The organism is Halorubrum sp., assembly GCF_046498025.1.
In the GTDB taxonomy this organism is placed as follows: domain Archaea; phylum Halobacteriota; class Halobacteria; order Halobacteriales; family Haloferacaceae; genus Halorubrum.
This window is the reverse complement of sequence record NZ_JAWOBM010000024.1, coordinates 1-20,381: the sequence shown is the minus strand read 5'-3', so window position 1 is coordinate 20,381 and position 20,381 is coordinate 1. Positions and strand designations below refer to the sequence as shown.

At 69.9% G+C, this 20,381-nt stretch carries 20 protein-coding genes; 5 read left to right on the top strand and 15 right to left on the bottom strand.

From position 1 onward, the window contains the following. The 9 genes from R6U01_RS05980 to R6U01_RS05940 all read right to left on the bottom strand — a co-directional run. Positions 1–491 (bottom strand): HAD family hydrolase (locus R6U01_RS05980; protein WP_410285551.1); only part of this gene is annotated, 491 nt, incomplete at its 3' end. Beyond that, the gene (locus tag R6U01_RS05975; RefSeq protein WP_410285550.1) at positions 488–1,690 is read right to left on the bottom strand and encodes an acyl-CoA dehydrogenase family protein; all 1,203 of its coding nucleotides are present in this window, start codon (positions 1,688–1,690) and stop codon (positions 488–490) included. The genes R6U01_RS05975 and R6U01_RS05980, both read right to left, overlap by 4 nt. Before the next feature lie 50 nt (positions 1,691–1,740). Next, the gene (locus R6U01_RS05970; protein WP_410285549.1) at positions 1,741–2,745 is read right to left on the bottom strand and encodes an AIR synthase family protein; all 1,005 of its coding nucleotides are present in this window, start codon (positions 2,743–2,745) and stop codon (positions 1,741–1,743) included. Continuing rightward, positions 2,742–4,037, bottom strand: a complete 1,296-nt coding sequence (locus R6U01_RS05965) for an alanyl-tRNA editing protein (RefSeq protein WP_410285548.1) — start codon at positions 4,035–4,037, stop codon at positions 2,742–2,744. The genes R6U01_RS05970 and R6U01_RS05965 overlap by 4 nt, the downstream gene beginning before the upstream one ends. 232 nt (positions 4,038–4,269) lie before the next feature. Continuing rightward, positions 4,270–4,470, bottom strand: coding sequence for a dodecin (locus R6U01_RS05960; RefSeq protein WP_410285547.1), 201 nt, complete (start codon positions 4,468–4,470; stop codon positions 4,270–4,272). A gap of 86 nt (positions 4,471–4,556) precedes the next feature. After that, a complete protein-coding gene (locus R6U01_RS05955) occupies positions 4,557–6,254 on the bottom strand; it encodes a glycoside hydrolase family 13 protein (RefSeq protein ID WP_410285546.1) in 1,698 nt (565 codons plus the stop codon). A gap of 74 nt (positions 6,255–6,328) precedes the next feature. After that, the gene (locus R6U01_RS05950) at positions 6,329–6,667 is read right to left on the bottom strand and encodes a hypothetical protein (protein ID WP_410285545.1); all 339 of its coding nucleotides are present in this window, start codon (positions 6,665–6,667) and stop codon (positions 6,329–6,331) included. A gap of 245 nt (positions 6,668–6,912) precedes the next feature. Continuing rightward, on the bottom strand, positions 6,913–7,158 hold the full coding sequence (locus tag R6U01_RS05945) for a DUF5816 domain-containing protein (RefSeq protein ID WP_410285544.1): 246 nt from the start codon (positions 7,156–7,158) through the stop codon (positions 6,913–6,915). A gap of 71 nt (positions 7,159–7,229) precedes the next feature. After that, positions 7,230–7,595, bottom strand: a complete 366-nt coding sequence (locus R6U01_RS05940; protein ID WP_410285543.1) for a HesB/IscA family protein — start codon at positions 7,593–7,595, stop codon at positions 7,230–7,232. A gap of 202 nt (positions 7,596–7,797) precedes the next feature. Between R6U01_RS05940 and R6U01_RS05935 the strand changes: the two genes are divergently transcribed. After that, entirely contained in the window at positions 7,798–10,128 is a 2,331-nt protein-coding gene (locus tag R6U01_RS05935) for a glycoside hydrolase family 32 protein (RefSeq protein ID WP_410285542.1), read from the top strand. A gap of 4 nt (positions 10,129–10,132) precedes the next feature. Here the strand turns inward: R6U01_RS05935 and R6U01_RS05930 are convergent, their stop codons facing one another. Then, positions 10,133–11,563 carry a glycoside hydrolase family 68 protein gene (locus R6U01_RS05930; protein ID WP_410285541.1) on the bottom strand — a complete coding sequence of 477 codons (1,431 nt, stop codon included), beginning with the start codon at positions 11,561–11,563 and terminating at the stop codon, positions 10,133–10,135. Positions 11,564–11,887: 324 nt separating this feature from the next. On the opposite strand from R6U01_RS05930, the gene R6U01_RS05925 reads away from it, so the two are divergent. Further along, the gene (locus R6U01_RS05925; RefSeq protein WP_410285540.1) at positions 11,888–12,991 is read left to right on the top strand and encodes a TrmB family transcriptional regulator; all 1,104 of its coding nucleotides are present in this window, start codon (positions 11,888–11,890) and stop codon (positions 12,989–12,991) included. Positions 12,992–13,142: 151 nt separating this feature from the next. Here the strand turns inward: R6U01_RS05925 and R6U01_RS05920 are convergent, their stop codons facing one another. The 4 genes from R6U01_RS05920 to R6U01_RS05905 are packed head-to-tail and all read right to left on the bottom strand — an operon-like array spanning position 13,143 to position 17,686. Next, the gene (locus tag R6U01_RS05920) at positions 13,143–14,270 is read right to left on the bottom strand and encodes an ABC transporter ATP-binding protein (RefSeq protein ID WP_410285539.1); all 1,128 of its coding nucleotides are present in this window, start codon (positions 14,268–14,270) and stop codon (positions 13,143–13,145) included. A gap of 3 nt (positions 14,271–14,273) precedes the next feature. Beyond that, positions 14,274–15,239, bottom strand: a complete 966-nt coding sequence (locus R6U01_RS05915) for a carbohydrate ABC transporter permease (RefSeq protein WP_410285538.1) — start codon at positions 15,237–15,239, stop codon at positions 14,274–14,276. Next, positions 15,236–16,210, bottom strand: coding sequence for a carbohydrate ABC transporter permease (locus R6U01_RS05910; protein ID WP_410285537.1), 975 nt, complete (start codon positions 16,208–16,210; stop codon positions 15,236–15,238). The genes R6U01_RS05915 and R6U01_RS05910 overlap by 4 nt, the downstream gene beginning before the upstream one ends. Before the next feature lie 15 nt (positions 16,211–16,225). Beyond that, the gene (locus tag R6U01_RS05905) at positions 16,226–17,686 is read right to left on the bottom strand and encodes an extracellular solute-binding protein (protein WP_410285536.1); all 1,461 of its coding nucleotides are present in this window, start codon (positions 17,684–17,686) and stop codon (positions 16,226–16,228) included. 200 nt (positions 17,687–17,886) lie between these two features. On the opposite strand from R6U01_RS05905, the gene R6U01_RS05900 reads away from it, so the two are divergent. The 3 genes from R6U01_RS05900 to R6U01_RS05890 all read left to right on the top strand — a co-directional run bounded on the left by R6U01_RS05900 (position 17,887) and on the right by R6U01_RS05890 (position 19,639). Further along, positions 17,887–18,324, top strand: coding sequence for a hypothetical protein (locus tag R6U01_RS05900; RefSeq protein ID WP_410285535.1), 438 nt, complete (start codon positions 17,887–17,889; stop codon positions 18,322–18,324). A gap of 50 nt (positions 18,325–18,374) precedes the next feature. Further along, on the top strand, positions 18,375–19,175 hold the full coding sequence (locus R6U01_RS05895; RefSeq protein WP_410285534.1) for a hypothetical protein: 801 nt from the start codon (positions 18,375–18,377) through the stop codon (positions 19,173–19,175). A gap of 98 nt (positions 19,176–19,273) precedes the next feature. Next, positions 19,274–19,639, top strand: coding sequence for a hypothetical protein (locus tag R6U01_RS05890; RefSeq protein ID WP_410285533.1), 366 nt, complete (start codon positions 19,274–19,276; stop codon positions 19,637–19,639). A gap of 55 nt (positions 19,640–19,694) precedes the next feature. Here the strand turns inward: R6U01_RS05890 and R6U01_RS05885 are convergent. Then, positions 19,695–20,381 (bottom strand): HAD family hydrolase (locus R6U01_RS05885; RefSeq protein WP_410285532.1); only part of this gene is annotated, 687 nt, incomplete at its 5' end.

Below are 20,381 nucleotides of genomic sequence, written 5' to 3'. Positions count from 1 at the left end.
TCGGCCTCCGCGCCGAGGCGGTCGACCGCCGCGAGCAGCGACTCCGGCTCCGGCTTGTGCGTCTCGACGGTGTCGCGACCGACGATCGCGTCCGGGTCGAGCGCGTCGCCGAGCCCGTGGGTCTCGACGGCGATCCGGCACGCCTCCTCGCAGTTGAGCGAGCAGACCCCGGCCGGCGGCGCGCTCGCCCGACCGCCGTCCGCCTCGATGAGCCGCTCCCCGAGCGGGAGCAGCGTCGAGTCGCGCGCGCCGGCCCGCTCGTGGAGCGCGACCGCCTCCTCGACCGGGTCGCCGATCCCGTACTCGTCGGCCGACTCCAGCAGCCCCCAGAGGTCCTTCGTCGGCGGCTTGACCGCGTGTTTGGCGTACACCTCGAGCACGGACGACGCCACCGTTCCCCAGTCGACAGCGAGCTCGACGAGCGTCCCGTCGAGGTCGTAGACGATCGCGTCGTAGCCCGCGAGACCGGTCGCTCCGTCGCTCCCCGTCATTCGCCTAGCACCCCCCGCGCGATGATCGTCTTCTGGATCTCCGTGGTCCCCTCGTATATCTCCGTGATCTTCGCGTCGCGGTAGAAGCGCTCCACGTCGAAGTCGGTGGTATAGCCGTAGCCGCCGTGGATCTGCACGGCCTCGTTGGTCACCGACATCGCCGCCTCGCTCGCGCGGTACTTCGCCTTCGAGGCCGCGACGCGGTTGTCCTCGCCCGCCTCGGCCTGTCGACACGCCTCGCGGACGAGCAGGCGGGCCGCGGAGACGTCCGTCGCCATCTCCGCGAACTTGTGACGGATCGTCTGGATCTCGGCGATCGGCTCGCCGAACTGCTCGCGCTCGGTCGCGTACGACGTCGCCTCGTCGAGCGCGGCCTGCGCGACCCCGACCGCCTGCGCCGCGATCCCGATCCGACCGCCGGTCAGCGTCCGGAAGGCGGCCGAGAGCCCCCTTCCCTCCTCCGTGAGCCGGTTCTCGGCCGGGATCCGGCAGCCGTCGAAGCTGATCCCGGTCGTGTCGGAGGCGCGGAGCCCGAGCTTCTCCTCCTTCTTGCCGACCTCGAACCCCTCCGTGTCGGCGGGCACGAGGAACTGGGTGATCGACCCGCGGTCGTCGGCATCGCCCTCGCCCGCCGCCTCCCCCGCTCCGGCGTCGGAGCGGACCGCCTTCGCGAAGACGATCGCGACGCCGCCCCGCTTCCCGTTCGTGATCCACTGTTTCTCGCCGTTGAGGACGTACTCGTCGGTTTCGGGGTCGTACTCGGCTGTCGTCGACATCTCCGCCGGGTTCGACCCCGCGTGCGGCTCGGAGAGACAGAACATCCCGACGGGCCGTCCCTCGGCCGCCATCTCGGGGAGCCAGCGCTCCCGTTGGGCCTCACTGCCGAACTCGGCGATACAGGAGGTCGCGAGGCAGTGGACGGACAGCGCGGTCGCGACCGCGAGGTGCCCGTACGCCAGCTCCTCGTTGACGATCGCGTAGGTCGTCTCGTCGGCGTCGAAGCCGCCGTACTCCTCCGGGACCGTCAGCCCGGTCAGCCCGATCTCCGCGAGCCCGCCCCAGGCGTCCTCCGGGAACGACTCGGTCTCGTCGGCCTCGCCGGCTCCGGCCCGGAGCTCCTCGACCGCGAACTCCCGGACGAGCTCCCGGATCGCCTCCTGTTCGTCGGTGAGCGACGAGCCGACGCGTGCGCCAGTCATGGCACAGGATTCGATCTCACACGGAAAAAAGTGAGCGATCGGGGGTGGGGCTATGCGCTCTCCCAGAACGGGTACAGCTCGTCGCGCGGCGGCTCCTCGATCCGCTCGCCGTCGAGGAGGACGGCGCCCGCGTCGGAGTCGGCGTCGTCGTCCGCCGCCCGCACCTCGCCGATCTCGCCGACCGCGATCCCGGCGGCCGCCAGCGCGTCGGTCGCCTCGTCGACGCGCTCGGGCGGGGCCGCCGCCAACAGCGCGCCGGAGCCGAACGTCGCCAGCGGGTCGACGCCCAACGCCGCACAGCAGGCCCGCGTTTCGGGTCGAACCGGGACCCGGTCGCGCTCGACCGCGAGGACCGTCCCGCTTCCGGTCGCGGCCGCGGTCTCGACGAGGGCGGTCAGCAGCCCGCCCTCGGTCGGGTCGTGCATCGCGGTCGCGGCGTCGCGCACGGCGGCCGCGTCGGGGACGACGCTCACCTCGTCGAGGAACGCGGCGGCCGAATCGAGCGTCGCGGCCGACACGCCCGCCTCGGCGCACTCCGCGCGGAAGTCCGTCGCGAGGATCGCGGTCGCCTCGATCCCGGCGCCCTTCGTGAGGAGGAGGCGGTCGCCCGGCTCCGCCCCGCCGCTCGAGACGAAACGGTCCGTCGTCCCGAGCGCGGTCATCGAACAGAGGGGGCGCTCCAGCGACGGCAACACCTCCGTGTGGCCGCCGACGATCGCGACGCCGAGGTCGCGCGCGGTGGCGTCCACCTGTTCCGTGACCGTCCGCAGGCGCCCCGGGTCGTCGTCGGGCAGGAAGAGGGTGTGCGTGAGCCACCGCGGGTCGGCGCCGCTCGCGGCCACGTCGTTGCAGGCGATGTGGACCGCCAGTTCGCCCACCGCTTGGGCCGCCAGCGAGAGGGGGTCGGCGGCGACGACGAGCGTCGACGCCGCGCCCGTCAGGTCGATCGCGGCCGCGTCCTCGCCGTAGGCGGGCCCCGTCTCGACCGCCGCGTCGTCGGCGCCGGTCGCCGCGAGCACCGCCGCGAGCGCCTCGCGGTCGAGCTTCCCGGTCATCGGTTCCGAAGCCACGCGACGACGGCGTCGGGATCGGCGTCGAGCCCGCCGCCCTGCGCGAACGTCGGGCCGCCGCCCCCGCCGCCCCCGAACTCGTCGGTGACGGCGTCCACGACCGCGCCGGCGTCGGGACCCCCCTCACCGGCCGCGCCGCCCGCGACCGCCACGACCACGAACGGCGCGTCGCCCCCGCCGACCGCCGCGACCGCGTCGGGGGCGTCGCCGGACGCGTCGCCGTCGCTCCCCTCACCGTCGCCCGCGAGAACGGTCTCCGCCGGCTCGCGCAGGTCGTTCGGCTCGGCGCCGCCGACGGCCCCCACCGCCCACGTCGCCCCGTCGACCTCGGCGGTCGGGAACTCGGCGAGCCGGGCGGTCAGCAGGTCGGCGCGGGCGTCCCGGAGCTCCCCCTCCAGCCGGTCGACCTCGTCGCGGAGGCGGCCGACCGCGTCGGGGAGGTCGCCGATCCGCGCGTCGAGGCTCGTCGCGGCGTCGAGCGCGGCCGCGTGGACCGCGGCGCCGCGGTCGATCGCGGTCGGACCGACCGCGAACTCGACGCGGGTGACGCCCTCGCCGGGGTTCGACCGGTCGAGCACCGATATCGGGCCGATCTCGCTCGTGTTCCGGACGTGGGTGCCGCCGCAGGCGGCGACGTCCCAGGCCGGTCCGGAGTCGACGGTGCCCTCTTCCGCGTCGCCCGCGGGGCCGCCGCCGACGGTCACGACGCGGACCGCCTCGCCGCCGCTCATCGCGCCCTCCTCGGTCTTCGTGTTGAACGCGACCCCGTCGACCGCGCGGGCCTCGTCGGCGGGGAACGTCTCCCACGAGACGGGCAGCGAGTCCCAGACGGCGCGGTTGGCGAGCCGTTCCAGCTCGACGAGGTCGCCGTCGTCCAACGGCGCGGCCGTCGTCAGGTCGACGCGCACCTTCTCCGGCGAGATGTCGAAGCCGGCGTAGCCGAGGTCCTCGCAGGTCCGGCGCGCGGCGCCGTAGAGCACGTGCGAGGCGGTGTGCGCGCGAGTGCAGTACGTCCGGAACGCGTCGTCCACCACCGCCGAGACGGTCTCGCCGTCCGAGACGGACGGCTCCGCGTCGAGCACGTGGACGACCCGCCCGTCGCGCTCGATCACGTCGTCGACGAGGACGCCGTCTACCGTCCCCCTGTCGGCCGGCTGCCCCCCGGACTCGGCGTAGAAGAACGTCTCGTCGAGGACAACCTCGCAGCCGTCGACCGACTCCACCGTCGCCTCGAACTCCCTGACCTCGGGCTCCGCCGGCGCGCGTGACGCAGTCATATCCGGCCCGTGGTCGCGGTCGGATAAATAGGTGTTCGACCCCGGCGCTCGCTTATAAATCGACCTCGCGGTGGCGCGAGTAGTGAGGCGACGGTGGCGTCGGTCGACGGCCGCGTTCGCCGAGCGTCTCCGGCCGGTCGTTTATATGTCGACGGCCGACGTCGTCCGAGACCGCTACTGCGGTATAAAAAATGAGGCTCGGTTCGATCGCCGGTCGACGCGCGTCGCTCCCTCAGTCTTCGAGCTCGAACGCGACCTCGACCTCGGCCTGGTACTCCCGGTCGGCCGCGCTCTGGAGCTCCACGCCGAACTCCTGGACCTCCACCCAGTAGACGTTCTCGAGGGTGTCCTCGGCGCGGTCGATCGCGTCGTCCGCGGCGGCGTCGAAGCTCTCCTCGCTCGTCCCGATCAGCGTGATTTTCTTGAAAACCATGTGTTGTCACCACCCGGCGCACGACCTCGCGCGCCCGGTGAACGTGTCATCTCTCCGTGACCTATTATACGTTCGGTCCGGGGGCGCTACGCCAGCCGGTACACCCGCGCCTCGTACGGTCGCAGGGCGATCGCGCCGAGGTCGGTCCCGGGGTCGTCGTAGTTACACGCCAGCACCGACGCGACCGACCCCGCGGACCCGAGGTCGACCCGCGAGGTCCGGCCGGCCCAGTTCACCGCGACCAGGACCGCCTCGTCGTCGGTCCGACGGGTGTACGCCCACACCCGCGGGTGGTCGTCGGTCAGGAGGTCGTAGACGCCGTATCGAAGCGGCTCCGAGTCGTCGCGGACGTCGATCAGGTCGCTGTAAAACCCGAATATCGAGTCGTCGCGGTCGCGGTCGGCCGCGACGTTGACGCGGTCGCGGTCGGGATTGACCGGTATCCACGGCTCCCCGTCGGTGAAGCCGGCGTGCTCGCCGTCGGTCCACTGCACCGGCGTGCGGGCGTTGTCGCGCGAGCGGTAGCGGACCACGTCCTCGGCCGCCGCGAACGAGTCGATCGCGCCCGACTCGAGGGCGGCGTCCACGCGGTTGGTCGCGTCGGCGTCGCGCATCTCCCCGCGGGCGGACCACGGGTAGTTCGTCATCCCGATCTCGTCGCCCTGGAACAGGAACGGCGTCGCGGGCAGCGTCAACAGGAGCGTCGCCAGGAGCGTCGCGGACTCGCAGCGGTAGCGGTCGTCGTTGCCGAACCGGGAGACGATCCGCGGGGTGTCGTGGGTCCCGAGGTACACCGTGTTCCACGCGTCGGTCAGCTCCAGCGCCCGGGCCCAGTCGCTGAGGACCGAGCGCACCTCCGAGACCTCCCAGTCGACGACGTCCCACCAGCCGTCCTCGCCGACGTCCAGCGAGGTGTGGCCGTAGTGATACGTCATGCTGAGTCCGTCGCCGGACGGGCCGCAGTACCGCTTCGCGTCCCGCGGCGAGAGGTCCATCCCCTCCCCGACCGTCACGGCGTCGTACTCGGAGAGGACCTCCTCGGACAGGCCGCGGAGGTACTCGTGGATCCGCGGTCCGTTGGCGAAGTGCTCGATCCCCACCCAGTCCTCGTCCGGGTCGCCGTCGGGGTACCCCTCGGGCTTGGACATGACGTTGAACACGTCCAGCCGGAACCCGTCGACGCCCTTCTCGAGCCAGAAGCGAACGACGTCGTGCATCGCCCCGCGGACCGCGGGGGTCCGCCAGTTGAGGTCCGGCTGCTTCTCGTCGAAGAGGTGGAGGTACCACGCGCCCCGCACCTCGTCGTAGGTCCACGCCGAGCCGCCGAACCCGGTCGTCCAGTTGTTCGGCGGTTCGTCGGGATCGCCGTCGACCCAGTGGTAGAACGACTCGTAGCCGTCCTCCCCGCGGCGCGACCGCCGGAACCACTCGTGTTCGTCCGAGGTGTGGTTGAGGACGATGTCGAGGACGACGCGGATGTCCCTGTTGTGGAGCACCGCCAACAGGTCCTCGAAGTCGGCCATCGTCCCGAACGCCGGGAGGATCGACCGGTAGTCGCGGACGTCGTAGCCGTTGTCGGCGTGTGGGGAGTCGTAAATCGGCGTCAGCCACACGGCGTCGACGCCGAGCTCGTCGAGGTAGTCGACCTTCTCCGCGACCCCCTGCAGGTCGCCGATCCCGTCGCCGTCGCTGTCGTTGAAGCTCTGCGGATAGATCTCGTAGACGACCGCCTCCCGCCACCACTCTCGACTCGCGTCACCCGGTAGAATCGTCCCCTCGACCATGCGCGCACCAACTCAGGAGCGACGCAAAACCGTTGGGGATCGCGGCCCGGCGGCGGAGCGCGGGAGGGCCGTACTCAGGGACTTCCCGGCGCGCCTTCCATCACCGCGAAGTCCTGGCCGTCGTTGTCGATGCCGATGACCGCCCAGTCGTACGGTGGCTTCTTGGAGACGAGGCGGTCGCGGAGGTCGCCCGCCCGGTCGCGCCACGTGACGAAACAGCGCAGCCGCGGCGTCTCACCGCCGTCGGCCAGATACGGGTCCAAGTCGTCGTCGTCCATACACAACACCGTCACGAGCACACGTCTCCATTTCCGTTCCGCGATGAACTCTTGTCCGCCCTCGGAAACGGTGTATCCGAGTTCGCGAAAGACGTCTCTGGCCTCCGTCGTTGGTGGGATGCTCGCAGTGGCCATCTACTTCGATGTTGACCGTCATCTGTGATAAACTTTCGCACGATTCTGCGGATCCGGTCATGCGTCCCGTTGCGGGCCGTTCACGGCGTCTCCCGGGAGGTACGCGTTCCCGGATATTCGACGCCTGTACGCGCTTGCGTCGGGTGGCTTCGGCCCTTCGAATGCTAGTGGCCTCGGCCCTTCGAAGGTCGGCGGCCTCGGCCGTTCCCAACCGGCGGTCGTACGCCCGGCCGCCCGCTGCGCCGTCACTCGTGGGCGGCGTCCCACTCGTCGGGCTTCCGGATGTTGCCGCACGCCGTACACTGGATCCGACCCATCGTGTCCATCGCGGTGTCGAACGAGCCGCAGTTCCCGCAGCGGAACCCCCACCGGGACGACCCGTCGGCGTCGGCGAACACGACGTAAAACGGGCCTTCGGCGCCCCGCTCGACCATTGTTCGGTCGGTGTACACCCGCTCGCCGTCGGCCGTCGTCGAGGCGTCGAGACTCATACCAACCCGTACCCGTCGGAACTGCTTAAAAGCGTGACTCGACGGCGGGCGGGAGAGGGTGGGGCGTCGCGCTACGTCCGGAACGACTCGCCGCAGCCGCACTCGGAGACGACGTTCGGGTTCTCGACCTCGAAGCCGGCGGCCTGCAGGCCGTGCTCGTAGTCGAGCCTGCTCCCGCCGATATAGTTCCGGCTCGCGGGGTCGACGAACACGCGGAGCCCGTGGTGTTCGACGACCAGGTCGTCGTCCTCCGGCTCCGTGTCGAATCGCATCCCGTACGACAGGCCCGCGCAGCCGCCCTGCTGCACGAACAGCCGAAGGCCGGCCTCGTCAGTGTCGAGCCCCTCTCCCTCCAGTAGCGAGAGCGCCTCCTCCGCGGCGTCGGGGGTCACCTCGATCGCCGGGTCGCTCCCAGTGTCGACCGTTTCGGTACTCATGCGAACGTGTTCCGTTCGCACGGTAAAAACCCTGCCGGCGAACCCCCGTCCGTCGTTGCCACTGACGGTTACGTTCGCCGCCGGGCCGCTCCCCGACTCGCGCGCCGCTGGGCTACCACGCTGGCGACTCCCTCACTGCCGTCCCACGCGACGGCGCGACGGGGTCGACACGGTTTTGACTCGGTATCGAGTGAGTACGTCTATGACTGAGTCGCCGTTCCGCGTCGGCGTGCTCGCCGCGGGGGAGTTCTCCGAGGAACAGCGCGCCGCGTTCGAGTGGCTCACCGCCCGAGACGGGGTGGCAGCCGAGGTCGTCCCGTTCGACGCGGTCGCGGCGGCCGCGGACGGCACCGGCCGGGCGACGGACGCGGGCGATCTGTCCCACGCGCCGGTCGTCGACTCGGACGCGCGCGAGTCGCTCGGCGGTTCCTACCCCGGCCCCGGCGTCGGCGACCGCGACGACCCGGTCCGGCGGTTCGACGTCCTCTGGTGGCACCGCGCGGCGCCGTACCCCGACGCGGACCCCGTGGGCGACGCGGCGGGAGCGATAGACGGCTTCCTCGCCGACGGCGGCGGGCTCCTCCTGACGCTCGCCGCGATGGCCTCGGTCGACCGGCTCTCCGTCGAGTCGGTTCCGCCCGACCGCGTCGACGACGAGTCGCTCGCCGAGCCGACCGGCGTCCTGTGGCGATCGGCGTACGCCGACCACCCGGCGCTGGCGTCGCTGGAGGGGCTCCGCCACCCGCTCCGCGCTCGCGGCACGGTCCCCGCGGTCCGCTACGAGCGGGTGCTCCCCGAGCGCGGCGAGGTGCTCGCCTCGACCGTCCGCGGCGACGCGGACGTCCCCGACCAGATGACCGCGGTCTCGTGGACCGCCGGCGACGGCGCCGTCCTCGGACTGGGCGCGCCGGTCCTCTTCGCCGAGCCGCCGGCGGCCGGCGACGATCCGGCGACCGAGCGGTTCGCCGAGACGCGGGACCGGCTCGTCGCCGGCTGCCTCCGGAGCCTCGCCGTCGACGACGGGACGCCCGGTCGACCGACAGACGCGGCCGATATGCGTCGCCTCCGCGAGCGCGTCGCCGACACCGGCGAGGACGGTCCCGGCGGACGACCGGCGTACCACCTCACGCCCCCGGCGAACTGGCTGAACGACCCGAACGGCTTGATCCGGTGGAACGGGCGGTACCACGTTTTCTACCAGTACAACCCCGGCGGCCCGTTCCACAACACCATCCACTGGGGACACGCCGTCAGCGACGACCTCGTGACGTGGACCGACGAGCCGGTGGCGCTCTCGCCCTCGCCCGACGGCCCCGACCGCGACGGCTGCTGGTCGGGCTGTGCCGTCGACGACGCCGGTACGCCGACGCTGCTGTACACGGGCGGAAACGGCCGCGACCAGCTCCCGTGTCTCGCGACCACCGGCGACCCCGGACTCCGGACGTGGGACAAGTACGACGGGAACCCCGTCATCGAGTCGCCGCCGGCCGACTTGGAGGTGCTCGAGACCGAGCACTGGCGCGCCGAGTTCCGCGACCACAACGTCTGGCGCGAGGACGGCCGCTGGCACCACCTCGTCGGCACCGGGCTCGCCGACGGCGGCGGCGCGGCTCTGCTGTACACCGGCGACGCGCTCACCGAGTGGACCTACGAGGGCCCCCTGCTCGCGGGCGGTCCCGACGCCGGGGCGGTGTGGGAGTGCCCCGAGCTGCTCGATCTGGGCGACCGCCGGCTCCTCCACGTCTCCGACTACGAGAACGTCGTCTACTTCCTCGGCGACGTCGCGGACGGCGAGTTCGCCGTCGAGTCCGAGGGGCTACTCGACCACGGCGACTTTTACGCGCCGCAGTCGCTGACGGACGCCGGCGAGGGCGACGAGGCCGACGCTGGCGAGGGCGATCGAACGCTCACGTGGGGGTGGCTCCCGGAGGCCCGCGACGTCGAGGCGCAGTGGGACGCCGGCTGGTCCGGAGCGCTCTCGCTCCCGCGCGTCATCGAGACCGGTCCCGACGGCGGGCTCCGGCAGCGCCCCGCCGACGAGGTGGCGGAGCTCCGAACCGACCGGCTCGCCGCCGACGCGGCGGTCGAGCTCGCGCCCGACGAGCGTCGACGGCTCGACGTCTCCGGCGCCGCGATCGAGATCGAGGCGGAGATCGCGCTGGACGACGCCGACGCCGTGGAGCTGTCGGTGTTCGAGACGCCGGACCGAGCCGAGCACACCCCCATCCGCTACGAGCGAGACGGGACGCTCTCGGTCGACCGGGCGCCGTCGAGCGGCGACGGCCACGCGTTCGCCGACGCCCAGTCGATGGCGGTCCCGCCGTACGACGAGCCGCTCTCGCTGCGGGTCTTCCTCGACCGGTCCGTGGTCGAGCTCTACGCGAACGGCCGCCACTGCCTGACGAGCCGGGTGTACCCGACCCGCGACGACGCCGTCGAGGTCTCGGCCGTCGCCGAGGGCGGTCGCGCGTCGATCTCGTCGCTCTCGGCGTGGGCGATGGGCGAGGCGATGCCGACGGACGGCTCGGTCTGACCCGTCAGCCCCCGCTGTCGCCGTCCCCGTCGTCCTCGCTCGGACCCGCCCGTCCGTCGGTTTCGTCTCGCTCGCTCACAGCCGCGCCGCCGCTCGCACCGCCGAGGAACGCGGCGTAGCCGCCGGCCGCACCCCCCGCGGGGACCTCGCCATGGAGCACGTCGTCGGTCGGGAGGGCGGACCCGTCGGCGGGCGGGAGCGGCTCGTCCGGCGTGGGGATCCGCCACCCGCCGAGGGCGCCGAGCAGCCGGGTCCGGTCGCCCTCGACCGCCAGCCGGAGCGTCGGTGCGAGGGTGCCGCCGAACCGGTCGCGCTGGTCGGCCTCCGGGAGGTCAGCGATCGCGTCCAGCGAGTCGCCGGCGAAGTCGTAGTAGTTGAGGAAGCCTTGGACGAGCACCTCCTCCTCGTGCGCGAACGCCATCCACGAGTACGCCTGGAACGGCGCGTCCGGCGGGTTCGTGGCGACGAGTCCGGAGCCGTTCAGGGTGCGGTACTCGCCCTCGAAGGCGTCGGCGACGAACCCGTACAGGGCGTCGGGGCCCGTCACGCCGGGCGCGAACGTGTGGACGTGACTGCAGACGAACAGGTAGTAGCGCCCGTCGGCGACGACGACATGCGGGCGTTCGAGCTCCTGGTTCACCTCGACCGCGTCGAGCAGCGGCGGGCGGAGCTCCCACGACAGCGGGTCGCCCGACTCCGAGACCGCGACGCCGACGCAGCCGTTGAACTCCCGCCGGTGGGACGTCTCCGGGTCGTCGCCCGGGCGCTCGGGCGCCGGCGCGTTCGCCTCGAACAGCAGGTACGTCTCGCCCGTCGCCGGGTCCTCGAAGAACCACGGGTCGCGGAAGGTGTAGATCATCCCTCGCGAGCCGGCCTCGGTCTCGTACCACTCGCCGTCGGGCGTCAGCAGGGTCTCGTGGGTCCACGGACCCGCGAGCTCGACCCCCTCGTTCGACGCGGTCAGCGCCCCACCGTGCGCGACGGCGATCCGCTGGGTGTACGTCATCTTGTCCGCGGTCTCGTCGCCGGCGGCGGTGTAATAGAGGTAGAGATCGCCGTCGTCGTACAGCGCGGAGCCGGCCCACTGCCGCTGACCGAGCGCGCCGCCGTCGAAGACGGGCCCCGCGTCGTGCCAGGTCTCGCCGTCGCCGGAGTAGAAACACCGGATCTCGGCCACGTCGTGCCGCTTCCCGGGAAGGAGGTCGGCCGGCGCCGTCAACGAGAAGGCGAGGCGCCAGCCGTCGACGTCGGCGATCTCCCCGTGGGGGTCGCGGAGCAGCCACGTGTCCCAGATGTGGAGTTCCGGAAACGGATCGACCTCCGGTGCCCCGGCCGACGGCGCGACGTTCCCGTGACGCCGCTCGATGGACGCGGCCTGCTCTCTGGTCCACCGCGACCGCCGTCGGCCGTCGCCGCTCCCGGACGTCTCGTGCATACTCCGAGTCGACGACGAACCGAATAAAGCCTTTTCAGTCGGACCGACTGCGCCGTGTCGCCGTCCGCTCGAACCGCGTCGCCGTCAGTTCGAACCGGATTGCTGTCCCTTCGCACGACCCTTAGCCGGCCGGTACCGTTCGACGACCTCCCCGAGACTCGATCCGCCTTCGGGCCTGGAAATAAAATGTTTTATCACTGCCGTGGTACTCCAAGACATGGTACACGGACTGAAGCGAACGAGCGGCAATCTCGTCGGGGGGACGACTCCGGTCGGCGTCGCGGCGCTCTCCGTCACGAACCGACGACCGTCCGGGAACAGGGTATGAGAGTGGACCGTACAGAGCTCATCGAGACGCTGGAGGACGCCGGCCTCTCGCCGTACCAGGCGAACGCGTACGTCACGGTCCTCGAACTCGGGGCCGCCCCGGTCACGCGGGTCGCCGACGCGAGCGGGGTGCCCGATCCGCGAATCTACGACGTGCTGCGCGACCTCGAGAGCGTCGGCTACATCGAGACGTACGAGCAGGAGTCGCTGTACGCCCGCGCGAACAGCCTCGACGAGATAACTGAGGACCTCCGAACGCGCGCGAGCCGGTTCACCGCGGCGACGGAGGAGATCGAACGCCGCTGGACCGAGCCGTCCGTCGAGCAGTCGACCGTGAGCATCGTCACGCGGTTCGAGACCGTGATCAAAAATGCCGACGAGTTCATCCGCGACGCCGAGACGCAGGTGAACGTCTCGCTCGGCGTCGAGCACTTCGACCGGCTGCGCCCGGCGCTCCAGGCGGCCACCGAGCGCGGCGTCCGCGTCAACCTGTCGCTCCACACGCCCGACGGCGACTCGGCCGGCCTCCCGACCTCGGAGCAGCTCGCTCGCGTCTGCTCGGAGGCTCGCCACCGTCGACTCCCTTCCCCGTTCGTGGTGATCGTCGACCGAACGAAGACCTGCTTCGCGCCCCACGCGGGCTCGACCAACGAGTACGGCGTGCTCGTCGACGACCGCACCCACACGTACGTGTTCCACTGGTACTTCCTGACGACCCAGTGGGACACCTGGGAGTCGATCTACACGTCGCTCGACGACGAGCCGCCGATCGACTACATCGACATCCGGTACTGCGTCCGGGACGTCGCCCCGCTCCTCCGCGACGGAGCGACCGTTCGGCTCCGGATCGAGGGGGCGGACACCGAGACCGGCGCCGACCGCGTCGTCGAGGGCGTCCTCACCGACGTCGCGGTCACCGGCGACGGCGCGGTCGGCGCGGAGGCCGTCGCCAGCTACGGCGGGCAGGTCGCGCTCGTCGTCGAGACCGACGACGGCACCGTCGAAGTCGGCGGCTGGGGTGCGATGGTCGAGGAAGTCGAGGCGCATCGGATCACGGTCGAGGCGGTCGACTGCGTTCGGGACGGCGACGTTCGTCGGTAATTACCTCGCAGCCACGCTCGTCGTCGATTAGCCCGCAGCCACGCTCGTCGTCATCGCGTGACCGAAGAAGGGATCCGCAGCGCGTCGAACGCGATGCCCGGCCGAGCGACCGGGCGCCCGCGCCACCCGCTCTCGCGAGCGAGCGCGTCGCTCACTCCAGCGAGTGCGTGATCGCCTCGCCGCTCGCTCGGTCGAACAGGTGGACGTTCTCGCGGTCCATCACGATCCGGATGTCGTCGCCCTCTTGGATCTCCGTGTCGGGTACGAGGTTGATGAGGAGCTGTCCCGCACCGCGCCCCTCGGCGCTCGCCTCCACGTCGCGGTCGAACAGCAGGTAGGCGTTCATCTCCTTGCCCATCGGCTCCAAGACGTCGACGACGGCGTCGAACGCCTTCGTCGCCGAGTCCGCCTTGTGGGAGTCCTCCTCTAAGAACACGTCCTCGGGGCGGATGCCGACGGTGATGTCCTGTCCCGGCGTGACCCCGTGGGTCTCGGGGTCGAAGTCGATGTTCGTGTACTCGGATTCGAAGCCGTCGTCGACGGCTTCCCCCTCGAGGAAGTTCATCGCGGGCGAGCCGATGAAGCCGGCGACGAACCGGTTCGCCGGCTCGTTGTAACACTCCAGCGGCGGCGCCACCTGCTGGAGCACGCCGCCGTTGATGACGACGATACGGTCGGACATCGTCATCGCCTGCGCCTGGTCGTGCGTGACGTAGATGATCGTCGTGTCGAGCTCGCGGTGGAGCCGCTGGAGCTGCGTGCGCATGTGAACGCGCAGCTCCGCGTCGAGGTTCGCCAACGGCTCGTCCATCAGGAACACCTCCGGCTCGCGGACGATCGCGCGGGCGATGGCGACGCGCTGTCGCTGTCCGCCGGACATCTCCTTCGGCATCCGGTCCATCATCCCCTCCAGCTGGACGACGTCGGCCGCCTGGTCGACGCGCCGGTCGATCTCCTCCTGGTCGTACTTCCGGAGTCGGAGCCCGAAGGAGATGTTCTCGTAGACGTCCATGTGCGGGAACAGCGCGATGTTCTGGAACACCATGGAGATGCCCCGGTCTTTCGGGGGCAGGTTCGTGACGTCCCGCTCGCCGATGCTGATGCTCCCCTCGGTCGGGAGGGTGAGACCGGCGATCGTTTCCATCGTCGTCGACTTCCCGCACCCCGAGGGTCCGACGAAGGTGATGAACTCACCGTCGTGGATCTCGAGGTTCATGTCGTCGACGGCCGTTACGTCCTCGTACTGTTTCGTGATCTCTTGCAGTGTTACGGATGACATGGTTTACTCCTTGACCGCCCCCGCGGTCAGTCCGCTGACGATCTTCTCCTGTGCGACGATGACGAGTATCGCGACCGGCAACACCGCCACGATACTGGACGCTGCCATGAGGTTGAACAGCGTCTCGAACTCGCCTCGGAACCTGAGAACGCCTTCCAACATCGGGGCCCAGTTCTGTGGCCGCCCGTCCGTCATCAACGAGGAGAAGAAGTACTCGTTGTAGACGGTAATGAACGTTAACACGCCGGCGGTCGCGACGCCGGGAGCCGACAGCGGCACGATGATCCGGAAGAGCGCACCGAGACGCGTCGTCCCCTCGACGCGAGCGGCGTCCTCGAGCCCCTCGGGAATCTGTGAGTAGAAGGTCATCAGGATGAAGATCGACAGCGGTAGGTACAGCGCCGACAGCGGGATGAAGATCGCGTACGGCGTGTTGTACAGCGACCCGTCCTGCATCAGCGGCCGCAGGATGTCGAAGTTCCGATTGAACAGTCGGTTCAGCGGCACGAAGAAGGCCGCGGGCGGGAAGAACGACGTGACGAGCACGCCGAGCAACAGCGCGTTCTTCGCGCGGAACCGGAGTCGCCCGAACACGTACCCCGCGAGACTCGCGACGAACAGCACGATGACGGTCGCGACGACCGCGATCAGGAAGCTGTTGAAGACGTACCGGTGGAACGGCAGCATGGTGAAGATCTCGATAAACGCGCCCGGGTTGAACCCGCCGGGCGTGAGGACGCCGACGCTGCCGAGTTCGCTCCGCGGCGTTATCGCCACCATCAGCAGCCAGTAGAAGGGGAACAGCGTGGTGACCAGGAAGAAGATCGTCGCGACGTAGAACGTCGCTCTGTACGCCCGATCGGGGTTCGAGATCATCTTCGCGGCCCACGCCTCGAACATCCCTCGGTCGAGGTCGGGCTCCTCCGTGCGTTCCATCGCCGCCAGATCGGCTTGGTCTTTCTCGCTCATGTCACACCGGCCTCCGTATCGCGCAGGCTAATCAGGTACAGCAGGACTAACACGCCGATGACGACGGCCGTCAGGAACGCGACCGCGGACGCAGTCGCCCAGCGTCGCGTGTTCTGCAGCGCGGTGATAACTAGACAGCTCATCGACGGCACCGTCTGGCAGCCGGCCGTCGCGTCGATGAGACCGTAGATGCGCATCGCGTCCATCGTCCGGAACAGCATCGCCACGAGCAGCGCCGGCGCGATGAGCGGGAGCGTGATGTACTTGAACTGCTGCCACGGCGAGGCCCCGGAGACGCGCGCGACGTCGTAGAGCCCGCGGTCGATGCTCTGGAGCCCGGCGAGGATGAGCAGCGCCATGAACGCCGACGTCTTCCAGATGTCGGCCACCAGCACGATGATGAATGAGTCGGTGGTGTTCGTCAGCGGGTTGTCTCCGAAGAGGCCGATGCCCTGCATGAACTGCGCCGCGAACCCGATAGTCGGGTTGAACATGAGATAGAAGATCATCGCCTGAATGACGATGGGGATCGCGTACGGGATGATGATCGCGACGCGGACCCAGCGTCGCCCGTAGAAGTCCTGGTCGAGAACGATCGCCTGTCCGAAGCCGATCAGCGTCTCGAACAGCACGCTGAGGATCGCGAACGCGAGCGTCACGAAGAGCGCCTGCTGGAGTATCGGCGTCGCGAAGGATAGATCGAGGAACTGCTGCGGCAGCAGCGCCTCGCCCGTCAGTAGGGCGACGTAGTTGTCGAACCCGATGAACTCGCCGAACGGGCTCGGTTGTGCTGTCTGGTCGGCCAGCAGCGAGAACGAGAACGTCCGTATCAGCGGGAAGAACGCGATGACGGCCAAGAGTAAGAACGCCGGCGCTAGCAGAACGTAGGCGAACGTCGCCTCGCTCTGGGTTTCGAGCCAGTTCAGCGGTCGCATGAGCAGCCGCGTGTCGGTGTCTTGGTTCGTTGTCATGGGTGTCTCCGGGCGTTACTGCCCTTCGTTCTCGATGCTGGCGAGCTCTTCTTCGAGGTCGGCCATGGCGTCCTCCGGTGACTTCTCGCCGCGGTACGCGTCGCTGATCTCACCGGAGATGAGCGGCGACTCGTCGGGCCACGCCGTCGTCACCGGCCGCGGCACCGTGTTGTCGGCGGCGACGGCGAACGTGTCGAGGAAGTTCGCAAGGTCGCCGACCTGCTCTTCCGTGGCCTCCTGCGTGACGGAGGCGACCGGCGGCAGGTTGCCCAGCTCCTCGAACACCGTCAGCATCACGTCCTCGTTGGCGAACGCCTCCAGCACCGCGATCGCGTCGTCGAGGCGCTCGCTGTTCGGGTTGACGGTGAGGTGCCACCCGCCGAGCGCGTGGTTCGTCCCGCCGGTTCCCTCGTAGCTGCCCTCGCCGTCCTCGACGCCGTACGGCATCGGCATCACGTCGTAGTCCTCGCCGGCCGTGAACCCCCCGTCGTCGATGTTGATGTTGATGGCGTACGGCCAGTTACGCATGAACACGGCGTCGCCGCTCGTGAACGGCTCCCGCGAGGGCTCCTCGGTGAACTCCACGAGGTCGCTGGTGCTGATCTGCGGGATGTCCGGGTTAGTGTTCTCCTCGTCCGGCCCGTACATGAACGAGCGCATCATCCTGATGGTCTCGTAGAGGGGCTCCTCGTCGACCGTGATCGGCCGTTCGCCGACCGGGCCAAACAGATTCTCGTGGTCGCCGAAGTACGCGCCGCCCATCGAGGTCATCATCTCGTTGAACGTACAACAGGCGGTGCCCTCGTAGTCGGCCGCCTGCGTGGTGTACCCGTAGTCGAGGTCGTCGTTCTGCTCGACGACGTCGGCGGCCACCTCGGCGAACTCGCTCCACGTCATCGGCTCGGTGGCCCAGTCGGCCGTGTCGTAGCCGGCGTCCTCGACGAGGTCCTTTCGGTAGTGCATCACCGGATAGTCGGGGAACACCGGGAGCCCGTACAGATCGCCCGAATCGGGGTGACTGGCGGTGCTGACCGCCGCCTCGAGGTAGTCGCTCTGGACGAAGTCCAGCGTGTCCGAGGACAGCTCCTCGCTGAGGTTGACCAGCTGTTCGCGGACAATGAACGGGATCGTCCAGCCGGAGTCCATCATGAAGATGTCGGGACTCGACCGCCCGGCGTCCAGCGCCGACGTGAAGTCCGTCTGCCGCGCGCCCGTCTCGAAGTCCCCCGGGAGGAACTCGACGTCGATCTCCTCGCTGAGCCCGGCGTCGTACAGCGATTGAACGATCGGCTCCTCTGCGCCTTCCCACTCCGCGTCCATCGACATCTGGATGGGCTCATCGCCGTCGCCGCCGTCGCCGCCGTCGCCGCCCAGACAGCCGGCGACGCCCATCGCCGCACCCGTCGCGCCCGCGGCACCGAGGAACTTCCGTCTCGAAACTCCGCTCTCAGTCTCGTCTGGATCTGGATGAACCATTACAGGTGTGGTTAATTCTCATCATTAATATAACTAATGGGGCTCCATTGAGACGGACGTACCCGTCTGTTGGACGGCATAAATCACCGGAAAACGTCTGTTAAGGGGCTGTAAACGGGTTCTGCGCAGTGGCACCGAACGCGGTCCCGGAGCCGTCGAACGACTTATGATTCTGCGGTTGAAACTCACGCGGACTAACGATGAGTGAGTGGTACACGCGGTTCTTCGACTGGTTGGAAGGGATCTTCTTCGGCGGGATGGAGCTCTCTTTCCTCTCGTCGCCGGGGTTCGCCGTCGTGGTGGTCTTCCAAAACGTCTATCCCGACGCGGTGGCGCTGGCGGGACTGCTCGCCATCGGCACCGGGAGCATCGCGCTCGCGGAGTTCCGGAACCGCACCGTCGACGTCGGGGCGTGGCCGCGACGGAGCGAACTCACCTCGCTCCCGCTTCGGGTCGGCTACTTCAGCCTCCTCTTTGTCGCGTCGTCGATGGGTGTCGCCGCCGTCGTGGTCGCCGTCGGGAACTGGTGGCTCACGCTGCTCGGCGCCGTCGTACAGGTGGGCGGTCTCGCCGCCTTCCCAGCCGCCTACCGCCTGGTGTACGGCGAACCCCTCGGCGACAGCGCCCTCCGCGCCTGATCCCCGGCTCGGTCCTGAGGTTTATCCCGCCGCGCCCCGCACCACGACCGATGATCCGATTCGAGTCGCTCCGTCGGACCGCCGACGGACTCCGCCGACCGGAGTACACCGGCGAAAACCGCTGTCTTCCGTGTACCGTCCTCAACGCCGCCATCGTGGGCGTCGCCGCGTTCGCGCTCTCTCGCCGAAACCGCCCGCTCGGATTTCTCGCGCTCGCGGCCGGGGCGGCGCTCATCTCGCTCCGCGGATACGTCGTCCCGGGAACGCCCCGGTTCGCGCCCGCGCTCGTCGACCCGCTTCCCGTGGCGTTCGGCCACGAGTCGCCCACGGGCGTCGAGTCGGGCTCCCTCGCGGACGATCGCGACCCCGAGGCCATGATGACGGCGCTCGTCGAGGCCGGCGTCGTCGAGCCCGACGGCGACCGGCTGTACCTCGACGACGCGTTCCAGACGGCCTTTGAGGACCGGATGGCCGAGCTCCGCGACCTCCCGGGCGAGGAACTCGCCGCCCGCACGGCGGCGGCCTCTCACAGCTCGGTCGAAGGGGAGTTCCACGACGAACGGGTGCTGCTGGCCGGGGACTGGGACGCGTGGCTGAGTCCGGCGGTGGCCATCGCCGAGACCGCCGCCGTCGAGACCCTGGCGGACCAGGGCATCTCACACGACCTGCGTGTACAGGCGGCCGAGCCGCTCCGCACCTTCGTCAGTACCTGTCCGGTCTGCGGCGGCGACGTCACCGACACGACCCTCCGGAACTGCTGCGGGGGTCCCGGCGGCGTCAGCGGTAACCCGGAACGTCCCGTCAGGGCCTGCGCCGACTGCGACGCCGTCGTCTTCACCGATATGAGCTGAGAGCGCGTCGCGCGCCTCCGTTTCCAGTTCTCCGACACGGGCGCTCGCGCCGGACGTCTCGCCGACAGCTACAATCGCCTTCGGTCCGAACGACTCGTATGAGCGTCGGTAGCACGGTCGAGCTCGCCGGCCGACTCGCGGTCGCGGCCGTCGTCATCGCCGGCCCGACGGTCCTCTACCTCGGGCTCTGGCGGGTCCTCGCGTGGATGCGAGACGACGCGCTGATCGATCGCCTGGCGGCCCGCGGCGCGGTCGAGGCGCCTCGCCCGGCGCCCGCCGACGTCCTCGCCTCGGCGACCGCCGGGCTCGGCGGCCGACGCTGTCCGGCCTGCGGGACCCGCCTCATCGCCGGTGAGACGCGCTGCCGAACCTGTCACCGTGCTCCCGACGGCGAGACCGGTCGGGCCGACGGCGGGACCGAGGCGACCGACCGCGCGGACTCGCCCGCCCGTCGCCGGCGTTGAGGCCGGCTCTCCGTCCGGACCGCCTGCGCTCGCCGGTACGGCCGACTGCGCCCGCTCACGGCGTGCGATCGCCGTCGGATCCGACCGCGGCGCCAGCGCCCGAACGCGTCTGTTCTCCGGCCTCGGCGTCCCCTCCGACGAGGTCAGCGAGTTCCCGGAGGCTCTCCATCGCGAAGGCCGGTTCGGGCTCGGGGTCGAGCCCGGCGTTGTGCTCGCGTCTGAGGAACACCCCGTCGAGTCCCGCTCGTTCGGCGGCGATAACGTCGGTGACGCGGTCGCCCACGTAGAGCCCCCCTTCGGCGCCGAGCGCGTCCAGCGCTTCGTTCAGGTAGTACGGATCCGGCTTTCGACGGCGGAACCCGTCGGGACCGAGGTCGCGACCGCGGACGAAGGAGAACTCGTCGAGCCGGAAGTGGTCGACGACGAACTCCACGGTCGGGTGGTAGTTGTTGCTCACGAGCCCGACGGGGACGCGCTCCGCGAGTTCACCGATCGCGTCGACGTCGGGATAGAGCCGCCTCGTGCCGGCCGCCAGACGTTCGATCGAGCGCCTCGCGCTGCGCTCCTCACGCGCCCGGAAGAGCGCCGCCGGATCGACGGCGAGTTCCTCGCAGGCGGCGCGGAATCCGTCGTCGTACTCGTACGTTTCGAGGGACCGCCGGAGGGCGCCCGTCACGTGGAGGTCTCGGTTTCGGAGGACGTCGTCGAGCGCGCGGCCGTGAACCGCGTCGTCGGTGCCCCA